This is a genomic window from Micrococcaceae bacterium Sec5.7 (genome assembly GCA_039636785.1).
In the GTDB taxonomy this organism is placed as follows: Bacteria; Actinomycetota; Actinomycetes; order Actinomycetales; family Micrococcaceae; genus Arthrobacter.
The window spans coordinates 2,121,380-2,143,134 of record CP144169.1 but is presented as its reverse complement, the minus strand read 5'-3'; the positions used below and the strand labels follow the sequence as shown (position 1 = coordinate 2,143,134).

Annotated in this window: 22 protein-coding genes and 2 pseudogenes; 14 read left to right on the top strand and 10 right to left on the bottom strand. The window is 63.0% G+C overall.

Annotated features, from left to right (window positions below; genetic code table 11):
• The first annotated feature begins 43 nt into the window (after positions 1–43).
• Positions 44–288, top strand: a pseudogene (locus V3C33_10290) (DDE-type integrase/transposase/recombinase).
• Between the two features lie 13 nt (positions 289–301).
• Here V3C33_10290 and V3C33_10285 read toward each other — a convergent pair.
• The 3 genes from V3C33_10285 to V3C33_10275 are packed head-to-tail and all read right to left on the bottom strand — an operon-like array spanning position 302 to position 1,627.
• Complete coding sequence (locus tag V3C33_10285; protein ID XAS69714.1) at positions 302–685, bottom strand: transposase; 384 nt, start codon at positions 683–685, stop codon at positions 302–304.
• A gap of 13 nt (positions 686–698) precedes the next feature.
• Entirely contained in the window at positions 699–1,280 is a 582-nt protein-coding gene (locus tag V3C33_10280; protein XAS69592.1) for a transposase, read from the bottom strand.
• An 11-nt stretch (positions 1,281–1,291) separates the two neighbouring features.
• Positions 1,292–1,627, bottom strand: a complete 336-nt coding sequence (locus tag V3C33_10275) for a transposase family protein (protein ID XAS69591.1) — start codon at positions 1,625–1,627, stop codon at positions 1,292–1,294.
• 151 nt (positions 1,628–1,778) lie between these two features.
• Here V3C33_10275 and V3C33_10270 point away from each other — a divergent pair.
• The 3 genes and pseudogenes from V3C33_10270 (at position 1,779) to V3C33_10260 (ending at position 4,855) form a co-directional block, all read left to right on the top strand.
• Positions 1,779–1,985: pseudogene (locus V3C33_10270) on the top strand (IS3 family transposase).
• Positions 1,986–2,432: 447 nt separating this feature from the next.
• On the top strand, positions 2,433–4,151 hold the full coding sequence (locus tag V3C33_10265) for a hypothetical protein (GenBank protein ID XAS69590.1): 1,719 nt from the start codon (positions 2,433–2,435) through the stop codon (positions 4,149–4,151).
• A gap of 467 nt (positions 4,152–4,618) precedes the next feature.
• Entirely contained in the window at positions 4,619–4,855 is a 237-nt protein-coding gene (locus V3C33_10260) for a hypothetical protein (protein ID XAS69589.1), read from the top strand.
• Positions 4,856–5,116: 261 nt separating this feature from the next.
• On the opposite strand, the gene V3C33_10255 is transcribed toward V3C33_10260, so the two are convergent.
• Together V3C33_10255 and V3C33_10250 are read right to left on the bottom strand one after the other, a co-directional pair.
• Positions 5,117–5,836: a hypothetical protein gene (locus V3C33_10255; protein XAS69588.1), complete on the bottom strand. Its 720-nt coding sequence runs from the start codon at positions 5,834–5,836 to the stop codon at positions 5,117–5,119.
• On the bottom strand, positions 5,811–6,335 hold the full coding sequence (locus V3C33_10250) for a hypothetical protein (GenBank protein XAS69587.1): 525 nt from the start codon (positions 6,333–6,335) through the stop codon (positions 5,811–5,813). The genes V3C33_10255 and V3C33_10250 overlap by 26 nt, the downstream gene beginning before the upstream one ends.
• 188 nt (positions 6,336–6,523) lie before the next feature.
• Here V3C33_10250 and V3C33_10245 point away from each other — a divergent pair, with 188 nt between their 5' ends.
• The 4 genes from V3C33_10245 to V3C33_10230 all read left to right on the top strand — a co-directional run bounded on the left by V3C33_10245 (position 6,524) and on the right by V3C33_10230 (position 11,458).
• Positions 6,524–7,876, top strand: coding sequence for a polysaccharide deacetylase family protein (locus tag V3C33_10245; protein ID XAS69586.1), 1,353 nt, complete (start codon positions 6,524–6,526; stop codon positions 7,874–7,876).
• Between the two features lie 670 nt (positions 7,877–8,546).
• Positions 8,547–8,837, top strand: a complete 291-nt coding sequence (locus V3C33_10240) for a hypothetical protein (GenBank protein ID XAS69585.1) — start codon at positions 8,547–8,549, stop codon at positions 8,835–8,837.
• A gap of 302 nt (positions 8,838–9,139) precedes the next feature.
• Positions 9,140–9,937 (top strand): IclR family transcriptional regulator C-terminal domain-containing protein, encoded by a 798-nt coding sequence (locus V3C33_10235; GenBank protein ID XAS69584.1) that lies wholly within the window; start codon positions 9,140–9,142, stop codon positions 9,935–9,937.
• Positions 9,938–10,108: 171 nt separating this feature from the next.
• On the top strand, positions 10,109–11,458 hold the full coding sequence (locus V3C33_10230; protein ID XAS69583.1) for an MFS transporter: 1,350 nt from the start codon (positions 10,109–10,111) through the stop codon (positions 11,456–11,458).
• Positions 11,459–11,543: 85 nt separating this feature from the next.
• Here V3C33_10230 and V3C33_10225 read toward each other — a convergent pair whose 3' ends face one another.
• Positions 11,544–12,608 (bottom strand): D-2-hydroxyacid dehydrogenase, encoded by a 1,065-nt coding sequence (locus V3C33_10225; protein XAS69582.1) that lies wholly within the window; start codon positions 12,606–12,608, stop codon positions 11,544–11,546.
• 70 nt (positions 12,609–12,678) lie between these two features.
• Here V3C33_10225 and V3C33_10220 point away from each other — a divergent pair, with 70 nt between their 5' ends.
• The 3 genes from V3C33_10220 to V3C33_10210 are packed head-to-tail and all read left to right on the top strand — an operon-like array spanning position 12,679 to position 15,136.
• Positions 12,679–13,608, top strand: a complete 930-nt coding sequence (locus tag V3C33_10220; protein ID XAS69581.1) for an NAD(P)-dependent oxidoreductase — start codon at positions 12,679–12,681, stop codon at positions 13,606–13,608.
• Positions 13,605–14,375 (top strand): SDR family oxidoreductase, encoded by a 771-nt coding sequence (locus V3C33_10215; protein XAS69580.1) that lies wholly within the window; start codon positions 13,605–13,607, stop codon positions 14,373–14,375. Before V3C33_10220 ends, V3C33_10215 begins: the two co-directional genes overlap by 4 nt.
• A complete protein-coding gene (locus tag V3C33_10210; GenBank protein XAS69579.1) occupies positions 14,375–15,136 on the top strand; it encodes an alcohol dehydrogenase catalytic domain-containing protein in 762 nt (253 codons plus the stop codon). Before V3C33_10215 ends, V3C33_10210 begins: the two co-directional genes overlap by 1 nt.
• A 10-nt stretch (positions 15,137–15,146) precedes the next feature.
• Here V3C33_10210 and V3C33_10205 read toward each other — a convergent pair whose 3' ends face one another.
• Positions 15,147–15,875: an FCD domain-containing protein gene (locus V3C33_10205; protein ID XAS69578.1), complete on the bottom strand. Its 729-nt coding sequence runs from the start codon at positions 15,873–15,875 to the stop codon at positions 15,147–15,149.
• A 241-nt stretch (positions 15,876–16,116) separates the two neighbouring features.
• On the opposite strand from V3C33_10205, the gene gndA reads away from it, so the two are divergent.
• Positions 16,117–17,553: an NADP-dependent phosphogluconate dehydrogenase gene (gene gndA / locus V3C33_10200; GenBank protein ID XAS69577.1), complete on the top strand. Its 1,437-nt coding sequence runs from the start codon at positions 16,117–16,119 to the stop codon at positions 17,551–17,553.
• A gap of 167 nt (positions 17,554–17,720) precedes the next feature.
• Positions 17,721–18,554, top strand: coding sequence for an oxidoreductase (locus V3C33_10195; protein XAS69576.1), 834 nt, complete (start codon positions 17,721–17,723; stop codon positions 18,552–18,554).
• A gap of 41 nt (positions 18,555–18,595) precedes the next feature.
• On the opposite strand, the gene epsC is transcribed toward V3C33_10195, so the two are convergent.
• The 3 genes from epsC to msrA form a co-directional block, all read right to left on the bottom strand.
• Positions 18,596–19,180 carry a serine O-acetyltransferase EpsC gene (epsC, locus tag V3C33_10190; protein XAS69575.1) on the bottom strand — a complete coding sequence of 195 codons (585 nt, stop codon included), beginning with the start codon at positions 19,178–19,180 and terminating at the stop codon, positions 18,596–18,598.
• Between the two features lie 41 nt (positions 19,181–19,221).
• Positions 19,222–20,157, bottom strand: a complete 936-nt coding sequence (gene cysK, locus V3C33_10185) for a cysteine synthase A (GenBank protein ID XAS69574.1) — start codon at positions 20,155–20,157, stop codon at positions 19,222–19,224.
• A 64-nt stretch (positions 20,158–20,221) separates the two neighbouring features.
• Positions 20,222–20,746 carry a peptide-methionine (S)-S-oxide reductase MsrA gene (gene msrA / locus V3C33_10180; GenBank protein ID XAS69573.1) on the bottom strand — a complete coding sequence of 175 codons (525 nt, stop codon included), beginning with the start codon at positions 20,744–20,746 and terminating at the stop codon, positions 20,222–20,224.
• A 99-nt stretch (positions 20,747–20,845) separates the two neighbouring features.
• Here msrA and V3C33_10175 point away from each other — a divergent pair, with 99 nt between their 5' ends.
• Positions 20,846–21,754 carry a Nif3-like dinuclear metal center hexameric protein gene (locus V3C33_10175; GenBank protein ID XAS69572.1) on the top strand — a complete coding sequence of 303 codons (909 nt, stop codon included), beginning with the start codon at positions 20,846–20,848 and terminating at the stop codon, positions 21,752–21,754.
• The last annotated feature ends 1 nt before the right edge of the window (position 21,755 follow it).

The window sequence follows — 21,755 nt, the reverse complement described above, 5'->3', positions numbered from 1 at the left end:
CCTCACAGGCTAGGAGTCAACCAAACCTTCAGCAGTCCCGTTCATCTACCTGGCCACCGTCATCGACTGCTACTCGAAGAAAGTCGTGGGCTGGTCCATCGCCGATCACATGCGCACCGGACTCGTCGCCGACGCCCTCAACAACGCCGCCGCAACGACCCTGATCGAGCCTGACGCGATCTGCCACTCGGACCGTGGCGGCGTGTATACCTCGGCCGGGTTCGGGCCTTGGTGACCAGTCTGGGGATGCGCTCATCGATGGGCCGCACGGGCGTGTGCTGGGATAACAGGCCCTTCGCATTTAGGCATGGTTCGGTGATTTTCGGCGGTACGGCCGATGGCCTCCGGCGGCGAGTAAACATCTGAGCCGGTAGTTGTCGAAATTACGGAAGCCGCGGGCGATCCGGCGGGTTGTTTCGATTACTCCGTTGATTGCTTCGGTGGGGCCGTTGGAGGCCCCGTTCGTTTCGAAGTAGGCAAGGATCGCGGCCTTCCAGTTCCGCAGGGTCCGGCCGAGTCTGGCGATCTCCGGGATCGGGCAGGAAGGGAAGGACGAGAGGACCTGGGTGACCAGTTCCCGTCCCTTCTCGGCCCGGGCGTGGTAGATGGCGCGGACCTGCTGGTAGCACTGCCAGGCGAGGGTGACTTCGTGGTTCGGGTCTCCGGCCTCAAGCTTCGTATCCAGCCGCGCTACCTGTTTATCGCTCAGGTGTTCGGCGCGGATCTGCAGGGTCCTGCGGATCCGTCAAGAGCGGATCGCCGGTGCGGCCGCGGTGGCCCAGGGTGTCCTGCTGGACGCGGCGGCGGACCTCATCGACCACGGTCCCGGCGAGCTTGACGACATGGAAGGCATCCAGGACGGTAATGGCTTCCGGTAGTTCGTCACGGATGGCGTTCGCGTAGCCGCGGAACGGATCCAGGGTGGCGGTCTTGATCCCGGCGGCGAAGTCCTTGCCGCGTTCTTTGAGCCAGTCTGCGTAGGCCTTCCCTGTCCGGCCCGGGACAAGGTCCAGCAGTCTGGCGTGGACGACGCCCTTGACATCGCGGGTGTGGTCCACGATTCCGGTTACCATCCCGGTGCCGGGCCAGCCGGTATGGGCCCAGACAGGCTCATCCACACCGAGCGCGTCAACCCCGGACAGCCGCCCCGGCTCCGCGATGCGCCGTGTTGCTTCAATCTTGACGGCGTCCCAGACGGTATGCCAGGACACGCCCAGCTGGTGTGCCAGGGCCGAGACCGAGGTGTCGAAGCGCTCCAGCGCGTCGGTAGCCCAGTTCACCGCACGGCCCGTCAGTTTCGCTTTCGGCCCGGCCAGCACTGGGTCTCGGTGAACGTTGATCTCGGGCAGTCCGCGTCCGGGCACCGCCATGTCCGCTTGGCCCGGACCAGCCGAACGGGCCGGCCGAAACAGGGAATGTCATGGAGCTGAACCCGCCGGCGGCCGTGACCGATGGCAACGACCCCGCAGTCGGGGCAACCGGTGATGGTCGCATCGGACTCGACGTCCAGGAGGAGAGTATCGCCGGAGCCGGCTACGGCGGCGCTGATGTGGATGCCGTCGATATTGAACATTGCATCGGCGAGGTCGCACCGGTGCCCCTCAGGGCAGGAAGTAGAGTTAGACACGTCAGGGTTTCTTTTGGATTTGGTCGCTTGGTCGCTACCAATTCAAAGAGACCCTGACTTCTTTCCAGCACCCGCCACGCCGCAGCTTGCACGGAAACCCTGCAGCCCCGATTCCTAGGCCACCCTAACCATGCTCAAATGCGAAGGGCCGGATAACAGTATGGCGGAATCTTTCTTCTCGATGCTCAAGAACGAGCGTTTTTACCGGACCGTTTACGCGACGAAATCACAAGCACGCAGCGACGTTATCCGCTATATCGAGGGGTTTTACAATAGTCGGCGCCGGCACTCCGCGCGCGGTTACCGACGGCCTAACGAAATCCACTATGGTTATCAACAGCCAGCCCTGGCAGCGTAGAAGAATCCATTAATTCCGCTGTCCGAAATCCCCGCGGCAGCTCAAAGAAGGGCACCCACGTATTCCGCACCGTCCACCAGGTCACGCGGGACGAAGCGGGCGCCAACAGTTCCAAGCGACGCGACTTCGTTGAAGCAGCAGCACGGGTGAACCTGGGAAAAGGTGTGAGAGTCCCGGCGATTGGCGGGTGTGCGACCTCCGGCATACCGTTGCGTTCTGGGCCGTGCGGCACCCTCGTGAAGTCGGTCCGGCGGTGCTCGGACATACGACCGTGGCTATCACGCGCGACGTCCTTTCGACATTGCTGGCTTGCACCCCAGCCCGCCGTGAAGGCGTATGCCTGTGGACAGATTACCGTTGCATGACGCCCCTTACTATTGGAGAACTCCGTTGCAGCCCGCACCAATTGTCTACAGCTCCTTTGTCGCATGCCCGATGCTTCAGGACATGCATCTCTTTAGCAGCGTGTACGTACAGGGCGCAGCGGTGGTCGAGGGCGTGGATCGCGCAGTGATGGCCTCCCATGGGGTGGGCGTTGTGCGGGAAAGGTTGGTGACGCGTGCGGGAGAAGCCCAACGAGTGCTCGATACACACGCGCAAACACCCCTCTGGAGCATCGGTCAGGATATCAAAGGGTCGTTGACTCTATATGTATCGGAAAAGCGCACCAAGCGCGTGACAGTCCTTCCTGACCCGCTCGGCGGCGGCATCATTTACATGCACCGTGACGCTGACGGAACCGCTATCTCGTCCGATCTCGGCGGCCTCGTACGATTCCTTACGATGCTTGGTAAACCGCCTCGCAAATCTCTCGCATACGTGGCGAGCTACGTCGCCACAGGCAGCGGCGGGCTTATCCAGTCCAGCTACGAAGGCATCACGGCACTTGAGCAGTTCGCCTACTTAGAAGTCTCGTCGGCCGGCGTGCGGACTCGAACGTACCCAGTCGAGGCCGAAGTCTTTCAACGGCCCAGTACGTACAAGGCCGGACTCGAAGCAGTACGTGCCGATGTCGAGGAAAACATCCGGGCCATCGCTTCGGCGGGACGCCCTGTCAATATCGCGCATCTGACCGGCGGCGTAGACTCACGTGCAGTCCTCGCCGCCATATTGGCCACTGGGGTTAAGGAACAGTTCTCGTTTTATTGTTCAGGGGGCCCCCGGGAGCCGGACAGGATCGTCGCGGAGTGTTTGGCCGTCCACTATGGGCTGACTATGTCCAACTACTCAGGCTACTCTGAAACTTCGCTCGCGGAATCGTTCGATGAAACACTGCTCTCGCGCTTCCAACACACGTCAGGCATTATCAGCGGCGTCGCGTCGGCGAGGGGCAGGCCGGGCACATCTACGGTAAGCAGCGGGGGTTATGGTGAGCTCTTCCGGTCCTCCTACAACCACGGCAGACCTCACGGTAAGTCGCTGGCAGAGACCGCGGAGCGGATGTTCGGTCGCGTCGGCATGTCCGTTGATCCGGCACGGCGTCTGCTCGCAGACCCTTTGGTCCGAGAGCTTCGGTCACGTCTGGGTGCGGTTCTCGGTGCGGCAGCAGGGCATGATGTTCGAAGTGACGCCCGTCTGGACTATGTGTACCTGAACAAACGCAACAGGTACTTCATGGGGGAGATTTCTCGTTCCCTTTCGCCCTTTGCGGCTCGGATGGATCCCCTCTATTCCATTAACGGTGCCAAGCTGGCCTTGTCTATTTCAGGAGTCGAGAGGGAAGCCAATATAGTGGGTATGGATTTGATCGAGCAGCTCAGCCCTGGGCTGTCATTGTTGCCGTTCGATCGCGACCGTTTCGGTGGCGCGTTTGGGCAGCTGCGTGGCCGGCCGATGACCAAGGACTTCGAAGGCTACGGGCCGCCAGAATACGTTTCTCGGGGGGACATGAACGCCGATCGTGTTGGCTATAAGGTTGAGCGACCCACTGAGGAGCAGATAACGCGGGCCGTCGCCCTGAAAATGACGCCTCGTCTCGTGGCACAGTTTCCACACGTTCAGGCAGGGCTAGGTGAACTCATTGCGGCGATACCGAACGGCGAGTTTGGCGCTACATTCAACCATCGATCCGTAAGGCTGTTGATGCAGCGGGAACCTGGCCATCGGGTCCACTTCAGGACGGCTCGTAATCTGTATGCCGCGCTGCTCTGGTATGTCCACGGCTAGAGTACAGTCCCATGTGGACAGCTGGAAACACGTCCAGTGGAGGCAAGCCGGGGAAGAACGCGACCCTCGAAGACGAGTTTGAAGCCCACGGCCCGCCGGAGTCGAGGTAGTCCTGGACATGGCCGAGGACGTTGCTCATCGCTGCTCGCCCCCGGGCCAGGGCTGGGCCAGGGCCCGGATCCCGTCGATGTCCGCCCTGGCATAGATGGCCGGTGCTTGTGAGGCACCTGTGACGGAGCACCTGGGCGATCTCCGGGAGGGACACACCCGACTTGACCATCTCACAGGCCAGGGTGTGCCGCAGGCGGTGGGCACCGACAGGCGCAAGCCCGACCCATCGACAGGCGCGGCGCACGATCAACGAGACCCCGCCCCGGCCCAAGGCCTCCAGAGGTGCGAGGGATCTCAAGAAAACTTCCCAGGTGAGACGTCGGCGGCCGGCCCCGCTGTAGAAAGCCCGTGATCGCTTGACCCACATCAACGGGAAGCGGAAGCCGGTCATCATGGCGGCCCTTGCCGTGCACCACGATCAGCCCCGCCCGCCAATCGATGTCATCGAGGCTCAGCGCGGCGACCTCACCGGCCCGCAAGCCCAGACGGAGGAGGACGAGCAAGATGGCATAGTCCCGACGGCCATCACCCCGTCGCCGGTCACAGGAGTCCAGAAACTTGCGCGCATCAGCGGCTGTGATTCCTGCCGGTAATGTCGAGCGGCGGCGGCCGGTGATTGACAGCGCCGCCCCCGAGAGGTCGGCCGGGATCAATCTTTCGATGAAACAAAAACGCAGGAACGAGCGCACGGGCACCACGAAGAACTGGGCGGAACCGACCGAGACCATCGCCGCCTCGGCGAGCAAGGCATCAGTCACGTCCTTGGTGTTCAGATCGGACAGGGCACCCCGGGGGTGCCTGTCGGGCCAGGAAACGGCGGGCCCGCAGCACGTAAGCGGCCGCCGTGCACAGGGTCAATCCCGCTCTGCGAGCAGGAACTTCTCGAATGAGCCAAGCAGTGCATCGATCGATGATCCTGGCACCGGTGCCTTGCTCTCGACCTGCATCACACCTCGTTCGATGAGGATCTCGATCATCGTGTTGAAGGCACGGGCCGGATACGGGGAAAGGCGACCGGCGGAACGTCTGCTCGCAACGAATTGTCCGATCCGCTCGCTCGTCACATCCGCTGCTCTCGGTCCCTGTTTCTGGAGCCAGCGGCTCAAGTCGGCCACGACCTCAGCTCGCTGGCTGTCGTCAACGGCGTATAGCCCAGGTCCTTCAATTTCGATCTGAATGCCGGGGCAAACGGTGCCAGCGGCCCCGTCACGCGGACCTTGCTTACCTTGGTTGCGGGGATGCCCACTTCTTCCTCCTTCATGCGGATACTGATACATGAAGGTGGATGACGCCCTGTGACTATGCCGACAAATCCTGGCCGCCTCACCCCGCTGAGCAGGAGCTATGCAAAAGGTCGGCATAGCGCGAAGATCGGCACAGTCGGTATCGATCCCGATGCTGGGGAACGGGAACACCGCGGTGACGTGCTCCAGGGCTTCAAAGACCCATTTGGCAGCCTTGTTCCGCACGGACCGGTTCACCGTCCCTCCGGTTGAAATGTCGGGCACTGTCAGGGTGAAACAGAACTCGCAGAAGCTGTTGCCTCCCTCATGGCCGACCAGGTCGATCTCCACAACCCCGGGACGGCGTCATCCCATTCGGTCCGGGTCCGGGTCCGGGTCCGGATCCGGATCCGGATTTAAGCAGCGTGCCCGGCTTGGTATGGGACCGTCCCCGCGGGATCAGTTTCGCCCGTTCACCGGCCAGCTTGCGGTCGATGGTCGCTGCGCTCATGCGCATCAGCGGCGCGGCCTGGTCATCGGTGATCGCAAGCTCCTGATCGCGGCGCAGCAGCGGCACCAGAACGGGCAGCATCGGGGCCAGCAGCCTGCCGGCAGGGGCCCGCAGTACCGCCCAGCACCTGATCAGCGCAGGCAGCGGGTCAGGTCCGTAGACCGGCGTCCTGACGGGCCTGGGTTTGAGGATCTTCAGGACCAGGGCGTCCCGCAGGGCCGTCCGGGCATAGTCGCTGTGCCAACCGGTCAGTTCGACCAGTATCCGGGACTTCCCTGCACGATCGGCGCTCTTATAGGCGAGGGCTTTCTTCTTCGTCACAGCTTGGCGCTGGGCCATCGTGAGCTCCATGAAAACGGGCATAACCCGCATCCGCCGCCACAACCGCGAACCACGCCGCTACGCAGAGGTTTTCAAATGAGGCAACGTGTCCGGCTACGCGGAGGTTTTCTCTGAGTCACCGCGGGCGCTGTGCGGATGACACCTCGGAGATATAAACTACGGTCCTGATGTATGGGGGACAAAAAATGACTTCGACCACACATGGCATCAGCCGCCGTGAGTTCTTCCACGCCGGCGCCCTTGGCGGAGCCTTCGCGCTCGTTGCAGGGGCGGGCCTGGCCGCTCCGGCTCAGGCCTCACCGTTGGCGTCTGCTGCGTTCCCCTTCACACCCAACCAGCAGCTACTCGACGCTTTCATGGCAAGGCGCGGCGGCCCCATCGGGACAGGCGGGAAGCCAGCCATTGCCTTCCGCTGCGACCATCACTTGAACAAGTTCCAATCATTGGTCCTGCCCTTACACCAGAAGTACAGTATCCCGGTCACGATCGCAGCCATGTCGCAGATGTTCAAAATTGATATCGGGTCCAACGGCAGCAACAACCTCTCCTTCCCTGCTTTGCAGAAACTGGCCTTGGAAAACGGGCTGGAGATCGCCAATCACGGCGGCAACCATCAGGACGCGCCAACAGATCAGCGGCTCCGTGAGGAGATCGTCTACTCGCGAGCGGCCCTCTCCAAATCCCTGCCGCTCCTGCCCATCGAACTTTTCACACCCCCTGGCGTAGCAGGTACCGGCTACGGAGGCTTCGACGGCGGAAGATCGCAATACTCGTTCCAGCGATACAGTGCTGGCCGGCTGATAACGCAGCAGCACGCTATGTCCACCGGCTACGCGCCGGGGTATTGGCCCATGACTGGGAACCCGTTGCACAGCATGGGGAACGTGCACATCGGGCTCCACACTGCGGAGTACATCCGTCGTGGACCATCGTTCGTTCAGGCTGCAAAAGCCCAGGGCCGTGGGGTGTGCTTCATGTACCACCCAAGCCTCGTCGACTCCATCGACCTCGCAGCGCTCGATGATTTCTTCGCGTGGTGTGCGAACGAACGCGACGCGGGCCGGCTGGAAATCCTCACCACAACGGGCTTGATGATGTCCAGCTTCAACAGTTCGTCCCGCCACAACTTGCTTTCCCGTAATGCGAGCTTCAAGACCGGCTGGAACGGATGGAACGGTGCCGCCGCAAAGTGGGCCATCCGCAACGAATTCGGATTCAGCTATGCCCGCCGAGGCTCATCGTCAACGTCCCTGTCCAAGGACGTTCCCCTTGGTGTCCATGCCGGTTCTGTACGCCAGCTGCGGATCCCGCTACGGTCCACGACGGGGGTTCGCGTGCAAATCGAAGTCCTCAACGCTGCCTCGGGCGCTCCATTAAGAGCCGCGAAGGACCTGGTTCTTCCCAAATCAACGGTGTTCAAACCGTTGCAGCAATACCTCATCCTCCCGTTGACGGGCACGCCCACGGTACGGTTGCGCATCACGCCTCGCACTGGCGGAGAACTTCACGTTCAGGAACCACAGATGCTGGCAGCCTGATGCACAAAACCGCCGCACCACCAGAATTCGCCCCATGGGGTGAGGTGGGGCTTCTCTGTATGCGCGTAGTTTAACTGAACTGCTGGGCACCGTAGACGGCCAATATGGTCTGTGCCGACCCAGCCGGACTGACCAGGTCATGATCAGGTAGGCGTCTGCGATCGCCACGGAAACCGCGATCGGGACGGCGACCCTGGCGACCTTCGTCCAGAACTCAGACATGACCCAGGCGATGCCGAGCGAGGAAACGGAGGCCAGGACCGCCGTGGTAACTGCCACCGGGACTTCCCCGGACCAGATGACGGCGCTGGCTGACACGATCGGTAGCCGGTATCAGGGTCGCATCTCGGTATTGGCCGCTATGGGGATCCGGATGAGGAGGCCACGGAGCTGTGCGCCAAGGATCTGGATGATGTGGCGGTGCGGATGGATGCCTGGATTGGCGCCTCTGTGGCGGGCGAACCGACCCCAGACCGCACCAGCCTGACAGGGAAATCTGCCTGACGTGGGGAAACTCTTGATTCTGTCCACGTCTACACCGTGGATGTCCGGTGGGTGGGACCCATCACGGAAAACCCCGCAGTCCCAAGCCATGCAGGCCGGGAGCTGCGGGGTTTTTTGTATTCGTCACCGGCTGTTAATGTCATTGCCTGACCCTACTCTTGCGGGTATGGAACATGTACTGCTGATGACAACGGAGGACGGCAGGCCGATGGCTGTACTCCGCGGCGGCCGCGAATGGACGGTAGGCGCCGATCCCGTCAGATGGTTCGAGCGGGTGAGCTGGTGGGACGCCGAACGCCGGATGCCCAAGGGCCTCGGACGTGTGGATGTTGAGGTGTGGCAGATCCAGGCAAGGCTGGGCCGGAACCGGAACTCGGCACTGACCACAATGGAGCTGGTACGGGACGGAACCGGCGGCGGCTGGCGGCTGCGGGACGCGGTGGCGGACGCTGCGTAAGCACAGCCCGCGGGTCCGGCGCCCGGCAAAGGAAACAGCCATTGGAAAAGCCTTCCACCGCGACTATTGGGGGATGCCGCGGTGGAAGGCTTGGTATTAACATACCGTGAATATTCGGAAACACGAAAAAGCTGCTGTCTCCTGTCCGGGAAGTCATTGCCCGGCGTCAGCGGCGCTCCGCCCATCGAGGCCGGAACCATTATGATGGTTAGTGTTCAGCTGAATGAACAGAGCTATTTGGGATGCACCGGGTTACTGATTGAAGGCACCGGCATCGTACGCACACTGACTGAAGGAGAATCATGGCCGATTCCCGAAACCCCCGATCTTCCGACGTATCGGGGAGCGCATCACCTGCGCCTGCCGTCACGCGTGCAGCTGCCGTGCTTGAAGCCCTCGCAGCGTCCGCGACGGGCCGGCTCACTCTGAGCGACCTGTCCCGCGAACTGGAAATCCCGAAATCCTCGACGTCAAACCTGTTGCTCGCACTGGAAGAGGCACGCCTTATTAACCGGCAGGGCGCCGAATTCACGCTCGGCCGGAAACTGGTGGAACTCGGGGCGGCTTATCTCAGCCGGCTGGACGAGGTGCAGGAGTTCTACCGGTTCTGCGAGCAGGCCACCACCCTCTCAGGAGAAACCGTTCGCATCGCCATGCTTGACGGTGCCAATGTCATTTATCTGGCCCGCTATGAAGGCCATCCGGCCGTCCGGCTGACTTCCAACATCGGCGACAAGATGCCCGTTTCCCTCTGCGCCGTGGGCAAGGCCCTGATCGCCCGTCTCCACGACCACGACATAAACGCAATGTTTTCGGATGACCAGGTACTGCCGGTACTGACGCCCAAATCCCTCCGGACAGGCGCCGAGTTCAAGGCGCAGCTGGCAGTGATCCGGGAGCGGGGCTATGCGTTCGAGGACGAGGAATCCACCACCGGGGTGGTCTGCCTTGCGGTCTCGGTGCCCACCCGGGGCGCGCATGGACCGAGCCTTGGGCTGTCGGTTACGGCACTCAAGGCCACATATACGGATGAGCAGGGCGCCCTGATGGTCAAGGAACTCAAGGAACTGGCCAGGTCGCTGGGCAACCCCATGGGATAGCAGCACTGCTGAGGTCCGCGTCACATTTCCGCCCGGAATCTAAAATCTGCTTACTTCGTTGGCTTGTCGTTCAACTTGTTGTACGCTGTTCACCATAGTGATCGACGCCATAGGTGCCGTCGCTATCCCACCAGGCCAACGGGGGTCTGGAGTGTTCTTGAGGGAGTGCTTGTGATAACTCGTACTGATACACCGCAGGCTGAAGCGGACGGCGCCGTCGTCGATCCGGATCAGCTGCGAAGGGCAACTCTTGCCAGCTCCGTGGGCTCGGCCCTGGAGTACTACGATTTCTATATTTATGGCCTGGCTTCGGCCCTCATCTTCGGACCGCTGTTCTTCTCACCGCTGGGCGAGAGTGGCGCGGTCATCGCCTCGTTCGCAACATACGGTGTCGGGTTTGCCGCCCGACCGTTCGGTGGCATCGTCTTCGGCTACATAGGCGACCGCTTCGGCCGCAGGATGGTCCTCATCCTCACCATCGGCATGATGGGAACGGCCAGCTTTGCCATCGGGCTGCTGCCCACGTTTGAACAGGCGGGCATGCTTGGTGCAGTCCTCCTGGTGGTGCTGCGCATCGTTCAGGGCCTTGGGGCCGGTGCCGAGCAGGCCGGCGCCACCACACTGATCTCCGAAGTGGCCCCGCGGCGCCGTCGTGGTTTCTTCGCCTCGCTTCCATTTGTGGGCATCCAGCTGGGAACCCTGCTCGGTGCGGGAACCTTCGCGCTGATGGCCCTCGCCGATAAAGAAGTCCTTCAGGGCTGGCTTTGGCGCGCGCCGTTCCTGGCCAGCATCATTCTGATTGTCATTGCCGTCTTCATCCGTCTCCGCCTCAAGGAGACGCCGGTCTTCCAGGAGCTGGAGAAGCACAAGGCTGTGGTAAAGAACCCGGTGGGCCAGATCTGGAAGCACTCCAAGAATAATGTCCTGATCGGCATTGGCCTGCGCATGGGCGAGAACGGAAACTCGTCCATCTACTCGGCGCTGCTGGTTTCGTTCATCAGCCTGCCGGCCGGAGTTTTTCCGGGAGACAAATTCATCGGTCCCGCCGGTCTGCTGATCGCCGCAGGTTTCGCGGCTGTCATGGTGGTGACGTTCGGGGCCCTGTCTGACAAGTTCGGCCGTGTACCGGTTTACCGCTACGGTGCGCTATTCCAGGCAGCCATTGCCCTGCCGGCGTTCTATCTGGTCACGTTGGGCAACGTCACCCTGGTGTGGGTTGTTATGGCCGTTGGCATCGCACTGGGTGTGCAGTCAATGCTCGGCCCGCAGTGCGCAATGCTTCCAGAGCTCTTTGGCTCCCAGCACCGCTTTACCGGCGTTGCCTTGAGCCGTGAGCTCTCGGCCGTCCTGGCCGGAGGTTTCGCTCCCATGATCGGTGTTGCACTGCTGGCTGTGACGGGGCACTCCTGGCTTGTTCCCGCGATCTACTCGCTGGTCCTGGCACTGATCTCATTCATCACCACATTCTTCACGCCGGAGACCAATGGCCGTGACCTGCTGCTGACTGAGGATGCCAGCTAGGCAGTCCGCACAACACACAGGAAGGGCGGCCCCTCCGCTGGAACCCAAGGCGGAGGGGCCGCCCTTCCTGTGGGTGCCAGGGGATTTAGTAGAACTGCACCGTGTCCACGAGGTGCGGCAGTTCGCCGCCGTCGAGGAACGTGCGCAGGTTGCTGCAGAATCGCTCCGAGATGAGGCGGTTCTCCGCGGCGCTGAGCGCTGAGGTATGCGGGGACACCATAACCTTCGGGTGGTTCCACAGCGGGCTGTCCTGGGGGAGCGGCTCAACGGCGAAGACGTCCAGGCAGGCGAACGAGACCTGCCCGTTCTCAAGCGCCTCGAGCAGCGCGTCTTCGTCCACGACGGTGCCGCGGCCCACGTTGACAAATACGGTGCCAGGGTTCATCGCCGCAAAGATTTCGCGGTTGAACAGCTTCTCGGTGTAGGGCGTGCCGGGCAGCGTGTTCACCACGGCATCGGCCGAGGCCAGCAGCCCGGCGAGCCCGTCATTGCCGGCCACCTCAGCAATGCCGTGAATCGGCTCCACGGTCCGTTTGGTGCCGCTGACGTTCATGCCCAGGGCCCGCGCAATCCGGGCAGTTTCGAGGCCGATTTCGCCCAGCCCAGTGATGACCAGCGAGGAGCCGTTCACCAGCCGGGTGGGGGTGCGCAGCTCTGGCCAGACTTTCCCGGCCTGGTCCTGGGCCAGTTCGGCGCTGCGCTTAAAGCCGTTGAGAATTCCCAGGGCAGCGAATTCGGCGAGCGGCAGCGCATGCACGCCGGCGGAGGTGGTCACTTTGAACTTCTGCAGCGTTTCGGAATCCAGGCCGGACGCCTTGACGGCCCCGCCGGCACCGGCAGCCATGGCATGGATCCACTGCAGGTGGGGGTTGTCCCGGGCAATCCTGGCCAGACCGGCCGGGCTTTCGTTGGGAAAGCCGTACAGGACCTGCGCCTTGTTGAGCATGGCCCAGTAGCGTTCTTCCTGCTCCGGAGTGCGTTTGAAGTCCGGATCGCCGGAATGGTCTGCCGGGAACCGTTCCGGCGGCAGGAGCCCGGGTTCGTAGAGGACGGTAACGGAGGGTTCTACGGCGCGGATGCGCTCCACAAACTCTGATTCGAGCGGGACAGCGATCGCGACGGTGGTTTGAGACGTCATAGTGTTCATCATACTGAATGGAGGCTAGGATATTGAACAGATTTTCCTAGATGAACCACACCGATGTGAGGCGAGGCAGCGCATGAATGTACAGAGAGCCGGATTCGTCGGCCTGGGTCTTATGGGGGCGCCCATGGCGGCGAACCTCGTGAAAAAGGGCTGGGCGGTCACTGGCTGGAACCGGTCGGCCGGTGCAGTGGATGACTTTGTGCAGCTCGGCGGCGCCCCCGCTGCCGATGTGGCAGAGCTCCGCGGACTGCCCGTGATTGTCTTCATGCTCCCTGATCTGTCCTTCGTCGAGGACGCTGCGGCCGGACTTCTGGACAGCTGGGCGGCTGAGCCTCCGGCCCCCGGGACCACCGTGGTGGTCATGAGCAGCGTTTCGCCCGCCGCGGTCCAGGAATTCGGACGCAGGGTCGGCGAGGCGAGCGGCGGAAACGCGGCGGTAGTGGATGCACCCGTCAGCGGAGGAACCAATGGCGCCGTCGACGGAAGCCTGGCCATCATGGTGGGTTCAACTGACGAGGAATTCCAGCGCCTCGCCCCGCTCTTTGGAGCGATGGGGGCCACCGTCCGGCGGATGGGTCCGCTGGGCGCCGGCTCGCTGGCCAAAGCCTGCAACCAGCTGGTTGTGGGAACCACGACGGCGGCACTCGCCGAGGCGGCAGAGCTCGCCGAACGCTCCGGAATGGATGTTGCCGCACTCTATGAGGTGCTGGCGGGTGGCCTGGCAGGGAGCCGGGTGCTCGACGTCGTAGGTCCGCGGCTGGCACAGAAGGATTACACGCCCACAGGTCCGGCCAAGTTCATGCACAAGGACCTCTCCTTTGTGGTGGAGTCCGCAGGGGCAATAGGTGCCGCCGTCCCGATGGCGAGCGCCGGCGTCGAACTCTATGCGGAACTCAAGCGGCAGGGACTGGGGGATCAGGACCTCGCCGTGGTCAGACTGGCCATTTCCAATCTCAGCGATAAGGCGGCGGACACCGCGACGAAAGGGACAGCATCAGCATGAGTGCGCTATTTGACCTCACCGGGCGCATCGCTCTGGTGACAGGTTCCAGCCGGGGAATCGGGAACGCCCTGGCGCGGGCCCTGGCCGACGCCGGAGCCACCGTGGTGCTGAACGGCATCAATCCGCAGCGCCTCCTGGCGGCGGAAACGGCAATGGAAGCCGACTATCCGGACGGCCGGATCCGCAGCTGCGCCTTCGACGTCACGAGCGACACCGCCGCGGCGGAGGGGATTTCCTGGATTGAACAAAATGTGGGGCCGCTGGACATCCTGGTGAACAACGCCGGCATCCAGCACCGCGTGCCGATGCTTGAGCTTGACGTGGGCGACTGGGAACGTGTCCTCAAAACGGATCTCACGAGCGCCTTCCTGGTGGGTCGCGAGGCCGCCCGGGACATGATCCCGCGCGGCCGCGGCAAGATCATCAACATCTGCTCGGTCCAGACTGACCTGGCCCGTCCCACCATCGCGCCCTATATTGCGGCCAAGGGCGGCCTGCGCAACCTCACCCGGGCCATGACCGCCGAGTGGGCAGCCTCCGGGCTGCAGATCAACGGCATTGCGCCCGGCTACATCCGCACGGAAATGACCCAGAACCTGGTTGATGATCCCGGTTTCAACTCATGGATCCTGGGGCGCACACCGGCAAACCGGTGGGGGACAGTGCAGGACCTCGCCGGGCCCGCGGTCTGGCTTGCCTCTGACGGATCCAATTTTGTGAACGGCCAGACCATCTTCATCGACGGCGGAATGACGGTGGTGGTCTGATGCCGCCTGTAACCGAATTGCCGGCTTCCACGCCGGCAGTGGTGGCGCACGCCGCCGGTGACCTGCGGATCGAAGACGTTCCGCTGGCCGCCCCTGCCACGGATGAAGCCGTCGTTGAGGTGGCTTACGGCGGAATCTGCGGCTCGGACCTGCACTACTGGATCCACGGTGCCGTCGGCGAATCGGTCCTGAAGGCCCCCATGGTGCTTGGCCACGAGATTGTGGGTGTGGTTACACGCTCTGCAGCGGACGGCAGCGGCCCGGCCGCCGGCACCGCCGTCGCGGTCCACCCGGCCACCCCGGCCCCGGGGGCAGCGAAGCATCCCGAGGACCGGCCCAACCTGTCCCCCGGCTGCACGTATCTGGGAAGCGCCGCCCGCTTTCCGCACACAGACGGTGCGTTCAGCCGCTTCGTGAATCTGCCGTCGCGAATGCTCCGTCCCTTGCCTGGAAACCTGGACCTGCGGACAGCGGCCCTGATTGAACCGGCGAGTGTGGCATGGCATGCGGTGGGGCGCGCAGGCGGCGTGGCCGGAAAGACCGCCCTGGCCATCACCCGGGAACTTGAGCTGCTGGGATCGTTCCGGTTCAATGACGAGATCGACGACGTGATCCGGGCCCTGGCGGACGGCACCCTGCACATCGCGCCGGTCATCACCCATGAATTCACCCTGGACCGTGGCCTGGAGGCCTTCGAGGTGGCCCGGAACTCGGCGGAATCGGGGAAAGTGCTGCTGGACTTCCGGAGCGTCGATGGCTGACTGTGCTGAGCTAGCCGCGCTGAACCGGAATGAAGACCCGGGGCTGTTCGCTCCAGGACGGCTCCAGCTCCGAGATCGTCTGGCGCATGATGCTGTTGGACGCTTCGCGTGCGGCCGAGGCATCACCCGTCGAAATCGCCTCGGCAAGGTCAACATGCCATTGCAGGGCGGCGTCGCGGGGGCGGTCCGGCATCAGCCCGTGAACAGTCCGGCCCGTCAGGGTTTCGGCCACCTGGCCCACGAGATTAGCGAACATTTCGTTGCCGGATCCCGTCAGGAGCAGCGAGTGGAAGTGGATGTCCAGCTCCAGGAACCGGGGAACATCACCGGCCATGCCGGCGTCGCGCATTGCCACGGACACCTCAAGCAGTTCACGGCGGAGCTCTTCCGGCGCATTCGCGGCTGCCAGTTCCGCGGCAACGGGCTCGACGGCGGAGCGCAGCTCGGCGAGCGAGCGCAGCTGGGCGCCACGGCCGCCGCCGGCGAGCCGCCAGCGGATCACGAGGGGATCAAAAGGGTTCCAACGGCTGGCCGGCAGCACGCGGATGCCAACTCGTTTGATGGTCTCCACGAGACCCAGCGACTGAAGAACGCGCACCGCTTCACGGATTACGGAGCGGGATACCTTCAGTTCGGCTTCAAGCTGCTCGGCCAACATAACGTGTCCGGTGGGAAGGTTTCCTTCGACAATTCGGGTTCCCAGATGCTCAATGGCACGATGGTGAAGGCTGGTTGACATGTTAGTAAGCATAATCGGGCTGGCCCGGTCCCTCTTCAGCGTCGTTGCTGGTGGCTCGGAAGCCATATCGTCACACATCCTAGACTGTTTGTGACGCGCCATTTTCCACTAGGTGGGCGCTACTTTCCCGTTGCCACGGGTAATACATATGGTTTATTCACAGCCACTGGTCCTAAAAGCGTGTCCCGCAGGAAGTGCGGGACTGATTGCACACGTTGCACATGAATGAATTGGAGTTTTGATGTCAGCACACATCGGTGTCACCGGCCTTGCGGTGATGGGCGCCAACCTGGCCCGCAACCTGGCCCGGAACGGCTTCACTGTCGCCCTGCACAACAGGTCTGTGGAGAAGACTGACGCACTCCTGGAAAAGCACGGTGGAGACGGTGACTTTGTCCGCACTGAAACACTTCAGGAACTCGTTGACTCCCTGGAAAAGCCCCGCCGCGTGCTGATCATGGTGAAGGCCGGCAAGCCGGTGGACTCCGTTATCGAACAGCTGGAGCCGCTGCTGGAGGCTGGCGACATCATCATCGACGCCGGCAACTCGCACTACGAGGACACCCGCCGCCGCGAAGCAGCCCTCGCGGCAAAGGACCTGCACTTCGTGGGAATCGGCGTCTCGGGCGGCGAGGAAGGCGCACTCAACGGCCCGTCCATCATGCCCGGCGGCTCCAAGGAATCCTACGAGGCCCTGGGACCGCTGCTTGAAAAGATTGCAGCGCACGTTGACGGCAAGCCCTGCTGCGCCTGGATCGGCACCGACGGCGCCGGCCACTTCGTCAAAATGGTCCACAACGGCATCGAATACGCCGACATGCAGGTCATCGGCGAAGCCTTTGACCTCCTCCGCTCCGGCGCGGGGATCGAACCGGCGGAGCAGGCGAAGATCTTCGAAGAGTGGAACAAGGGCGACCTCGCCTCCTTCCTGATCGAAATCTCTGCAGAGGTCCTGGGCCACGTTGATACCAGGACCGGCAAGCCGTTCGTTGATGTCGTGGTGGATGCGGCCGGCCAGAAAGGCACCGGCCGCTGGACGGTCATCTCCGCGCTCGAGCTGGGATCCCCGACGTCGGGCATCGCCGAATCGGTCTTCGCACGTGCGCTGTCGTCCCAGACGGAACAGCGCAAGCTGGCCCAGGAGCTGCTCGCCGGCGAAGAACTCGACGTTCAGGTTCCCGAAACGTTCGTCGAGGACGTCCGCCAGGCCCTCTACGCCTCCAAGCTGGTCTCCTACGCCCAGGGTCTGGACATGCTGACTTCGGCAGCCAAGGAATACGGCTGGGATCTGAAGCTGGACGAGATCGCCTCGCTGTGGCGCGGCGGCTGCATCATCCGTGCGGAGCTGCTCAAGGAAATCACCAAGGCCTACGCCGCGGACCAGAAGCCGGCCAACCTGCTGTTCGCCCCGGCATTTACCAAGGCCATTGCCGAGGTCCTGCCGGCATGGCGCCGCGTGGTGTCCACCGCCGTGCAGCTGGGAATCCCGGTACCGGTCTTCTCATCCTCTCTGGCTTACTACGACGGACTGCGTCGCAAGCGCCTTCCGGCCGCCGTGATCCAGGGGCAGCGTGACCTCTTCGGCGCCCACACCTACGGCCGTGTGGATACCGAAGGAACCTTCCACACCCTCTGGGGCGAAGATAAGTCCGAGATCGAAGCCGTAGACGCGCACTAGCACTCCAGCGCGGCCCTTTTCAGTACCGGCCGGTGCCTCCCGGATATTCTGGGTGGCACCGGCCGTTGTTGCATCTGATGACCGGTTGAATGAGCAGAGTCGGTCGTACCCGCAGAACCGGTTGCATCCCGAGACCCGGTTGTAACCCCAAGAACCAGGAGTCCAGAGTGCCCCAGCCAATAGCGTTTGTCACCGGAGCGTCCACCGGAATCGGCTTCGAGGCCGCGAAGAAGCTGAGAGGGAAGGGCTTCACCGTTTACGCGGGGGCCAGGCGGGTGGACAAGATGGAGCCCCTCAAGGTGCACGGGATCCAGGTTCTGTCCCTTGACGTGACAGATGAAGCCTCGATGAGCACCGCCGTCGGCGAAATCCTTGCAGCGCACGGCAGGATAGATGTGCTGGTGAACAACGCCGGCTACGGCTCCTTCGGCTCGCTGGAAGAAGTGGAACTGGCTGAAGGCCGGCGGCAGTTCGACGTCAACGTCTTCGGGCTCGCCCGAATGACGCAGCTGGTGCTGCCCGCCATGCGTCAGGCAGGCCGCGGACGGATAATCAACGTGTCATCCATCGGGGGAAAATTCTACGAGCCCCTCGGCGCCTGGTACCACGCCACAAAGTTCGCCGTCGAGGGGCTCAGTGATTCACTGCGCCTGGAACTGAAACCGCATGGCATTAGCGTTTCGATTATCGAACCGGCCGGCACGCAGACGGAATGGGGCCGTATCTCGGGCGAAGGGCTTCTGGCCAGCTCCGGGAACGGCCCATACTCGCAGCAGGCCAAGGAGATGGCGGCGGTCCTGGCGTCGACCGAGACATCCTCCATGTCCACGCCACCGGACATCATTGCGGATGCGGTTGTGCACGCCGCTACGTCCGCGCGTCCCAAGACGCGGTATCCGGTCGGCAAAGGGGCTGCGGCCATCCTGACGCTACGGCGCATCTTGCCGGACCGGATGTTCGACGTGGTGGTTTCTGCAGTCCTCAGGCGGTTTTCACGCTAGAGACGCGCCCCGGGCCGGCGTGGTGCAGCTCTTGCCGGACGTCAGATCCGGTACTCGATGTCGTATTCGGCCGGGTCAACAGCGGGCTTTGTTTCCCGCTGGGCGTCGCGGTGGCGCCATTTGCCAGGGATCCCGGTAACGATTGATTCCGGCGGTGCGTCCTTGACCACCACTGCGTTGGCGCCCACAGCGCTGTCCCGGCCGATAGTGATGGGGCCCAGGATCTTAGCTCCCGCGCCGATGGTGACCCGGTCTCCGATGGTGGGGTGCCTCTTGACCCTGGCCAGCGAGCGGCCGCCCAGGGTCACGCCATGGTAAATCATCACGTCTTCACCGATTTCGGCCGTTTCACCGATCACCACGCCCATTCCGTGGTCAATGAAAAACCGCCGGCCGATCGTGGCGCCGGGATGGATCTCAATGCCGGTCAGGAACCGGGCCAGCTGGGAGATGAGCCGGGCCGGGAAACGCAGCGCGGGGTTCTGCCACATCCTGTGTGTCAGGCGGTGCGCCCAGATGGCGTGCAGGCCGGAATAGGCGAAAAAGTTCTCAAAAGATCCTCGAGCCGCCGGGTCGTGCGACCGGGCGGCGTCGAGGTCTTCCTTCAGTCTTGCGAAAAAGCTCACAAAGTTCTTTCTACAGGAAACAGGAGATCAGAGGCTACGGCTTAGCCCCTGATGTCGTCATAGAGAACGGTGGAGATGTAACGCTCGCCGAAGTCGGGAACGATCGCAACGATCAGCTTGCCCTTGTTGTCCGGACGCTTTGCGAGCTCCAGTGCGCCCCAGACAGCCGCGCCGGCGGAGATGCCGCCGAGAATGCCTTCCTTGGTGCCGAGTGCCCGGGCCGTGGCAACCGAATCCTCGAGCGTTGCGTCCAGGACCTCGTCGTAGACGTTCGTGTCCAGGATCTCCGGGATGAAGTTTGCGCCGAGTCCCTGGATCTTGTGCGGGCCGGGTGCCCCGCCGTTAAGGATGGCGGAGTCTTTGGGCTCAACAGCCACAATCTGGATCTCCGGCTTGCGCTCCTTCAGGACCTGCCCGACGCCGGTGATGGTGCCGCCCGTGCCGACGCCGCCGACAAAGATGTCCACCTTGCCGTCGGTGTCCGACCAGATTTCCTCGGCCGTTGTGGTGCGGTGGATTTCCGGGTTGGCCTCGTTGGCGAACTGCTGGGCCCAGATGGAATTCTCCGTGTTGGCCACGAGTTCCTGGGCCTTTTCCACGGCGCCGCGCATGCCTTCGGAGCCGGGAGTCAGGACGATCTCCGCGCCGAATGCGCGGAGCATCACACGGCGTTCCGTGGACATGGTCTCGGGCATGGTCAGGATGACCTTGTAGCCGCGGGCTGCGCCAACCATCGCCAGGGCGATTCCGGTGTTGCCGGAGGTTCCTTCCACAATCGTTCCGCCGGGCTTCAGGGCGCCGGACTTCTCGGCTGCATCAACAATGGAGACGCCGATCCGGTCCTTGACGCTGTTCGCCGGGTTGTAGAACTCGAGCTTGACGGCCACGGTGGCGTCCAGGCCCTCGGCCAGCCGGTTCAGACGGACAAGCGGGGTGCCGCCGACCAGCTGCGTTACATCGTCATAGATCCGTGCCATGTACATATGCCTATCTCTGAAGAGTGAATACTGAGGTCAGCCTAACGAGGGCGAACGGGCCCTGCTAAGCATTAAGCCATGAAGAGTAATATTTCCTCGCCTTGGCCAGCTTCGGATTGATGATCACCCGGCAGTAGCCCTGTTCGGGGTACTTGGCGTAGTAGTTCTGGTGCACTTCTTCAGCGGCATGGAACACCGGAAGCCGGCTGACCTCCGTCACCATCGGGTGCGCCCACAGCGCCTGGTTCCTTTCGATCGCCTCTTCGAAGAGGATCTTCTGCTCAGTGGTCTCGTAGAACATGGACGAGCGGTACTGCGTCCCGACGTCGTATCCCTGCCGGTTGAGCGTGGTGGGATCGTGCAGGGCAAAAAACATGTCAAGGATGACCTCGGCGGGGATGATGCTCTCATCAAACGTGACGGCCACCACCTCCGCGTGGCCCGTTGTCCCGCCGCAGACGGAGTAGTAGTCAGGGTGGGACTCGTGGCCTCCGGTGTAGCCGGACACCACCGAGCTGACGCCCTTGGTTCGCTGGTAGACGGCGTCGAGGCACCAGAAGCAGCCTCCGCCAAGCACAAAAGTTTCCATGTCCTCTTCAATGGTTGAAGCGTCCCGATGATTCCCTGTCCACCTTACGAGACTGTGACGCGTGCAGGCGAGCACCGCGCATAGGGTAAAAATAGGGGTATGGAACCTGTGAACACCGACGTTGCAGAAGCGGCCCCAGACAGTCCCGGTGCCGCGGAAGGGCCCGATGTACCCACCCTCGGACAGCTGCTGCTCGCTGTGGAGGAACTCTGGCCTGAATCCCTCGCAGAGGACTGGGACGAGGTAGGCCTCGTGGCGGGCCACCCTTCAGCGGCCGTCAGCCGGGTAATGTTCGCCGTTGATCCCACTCTCGAGGTCATCGAAGAAGCTGTGGAGTGGGGCGCGGATCTACTCATCACGCATCACCCGCTGCTGCTTAAGGGCGTCACTTCAGTGGCGGCGAATACTGCCAAGGGCAAGGCGGTCCACCGTCTGATCGAATCCGGCACCGCACTGCTGACTGTCCATACGAATGGTGATTCCGCCGTCGGGGGCGTTTCGGATGTCCTGGCCGATGCGCTGGGACTGGAGAATGTTGCTCCGCTGACGGCGGCCTCCAACGGCCTGCCGGAGGAGGGGATCGGCCGCGTAGGCGATCTGGCCGATGTGATGAGCCTGGGCGATTTCGCGGCCCGGGTGTTCAGTATTTTGCCCTCCGTGGCCGGCGGCGTCCGGGTCTCCGGGGACAAGGACGGGCTGATCCGCAGGGTTGCCGTGTGCGGCGGCGCGGGTGATTCGCTGTTCGGCGAAGTCCGGGCCAGCAGTGCGGACGTTTTTGTCACGGCGGATCTGCGCCACCACCCGGCGTCGGAAGCCCGCGAGGCAGCCGTGAACGGAAGGCCGTACCTCATTGATGTTTCGCACTTTGCCAGCGAATGGCTATGGCTGCCCGCTGCGGCCGAGGCATTGGGCAATGTGCTCACAGACCAGGGTTACAACGTGGAGATTCGCGTCAGCACCACCAACAGCGATCCCTGGGACTTCATTCTGACTCCGGGCGGGGACTAGA

What these genes read in the sequence shown, in the direction of transcription:
- V3C33_10210 (XAS69579.1), top strand. Translation starts at nt 14,375, where the DNA reads ATGCCGCCTGTAACCGAATTGCCGGCTTCCACGCCGGCAGTGGTGGCG.
- V3C33_10245 (XAS69586.1), top strand. Translation starts at nt 6,524, where the DNA reads ATGACTTCGACCACACATGGCATCAGCCGCCGTGAGTTCTTCCACGCC.
- msrA (XAS69573.1), bottom strand. Translation starts at nt 20,746, where the DNA reads ATGGAAACTTTTGTGCTTGGCGGAGGCTGCTTCTGGTGCCTCGACGCC.
- V3C33_10265 (XAS69590.1), top strand. Translation starts at nt 2,433, where the DNA reads ATGCATCTCTTTAGCAGCGTGTACGTACAGGGCGCAGCGGTGGTCGAG.
- cysK (XAS69574.1), bottom strand. Translation starts at nt 20,157, where the DNA reads ATGGCACGGATCTATGACGATGTAACGCAGCTGGTCGGCGGCACCCCG.
- V3C33_10235 (XAS69584.1), top strand. Translation starts at nt 9,140, where the DNA reads ATGGCCGATTCCCGAAACCCCCGATCTTCCGACGTATCGGGGAGCGCA.
- V3C33_10220 (XAS69581.1), top strand. Translation starts at nt 12,679, where the DNA reads ATGAATGTACAGAGAGCCGGATTCGTCGGCCTGGGTCTTATGGGGGCG.
- V3C33_10240 (XAS69585.1), top strand. Translation starts at nt 8,547, where the DNA reads ATGGAACATGTACTGCTGATGACAACGGAGGACGGCAGGCCGATGGCT.
- V3C33_10175 (XAS69572.1), top strand. Translation starts at nt 20,846, where the DNA reads ATGGAACCTGTGAACACCGACGTTGCAGAAGCGGCCCCAGACAGTCCC.
- gndA (XAS69577.1), top strand. Translation starts at nt 16,117, where the DNA reads ATGTCAGCACACATCGGTGTCACCGGCCTTGCGGTGATGGGCGCCAAC.
- V3C33_10205 (XAS69578.1), bottom strand. Translation starts at nt 15,875, where the DNA reads ATGTCAACCAGCCTTCACCATCGTGCCATTGAGCATCTGGGAACCCGA.
- V3C33_10215 (XAS69580.1), top strand. Translation starts at nt 13,605, where the DNA reads ATGAGTGCGCTATTTGACCTCACCGGGCGCATCGCTCTGGTGACAGGT.
- V3C33_10250 (XAS69587.1), bottom strand. Translation starts at nt 6,335, where the DNA reads ATGGCCCAGCGCCAAGCTGTGACGAAGAAGAAAGCCCTCGCCTATAAG.
- V3C33_10225 (XAS69582.1), bottom strand. Translation starts at nt 12,608, where the DNA reads ATGATGAACACTATGACGTCTCAAACCACCGTCGCGATCGCTGTCCCG.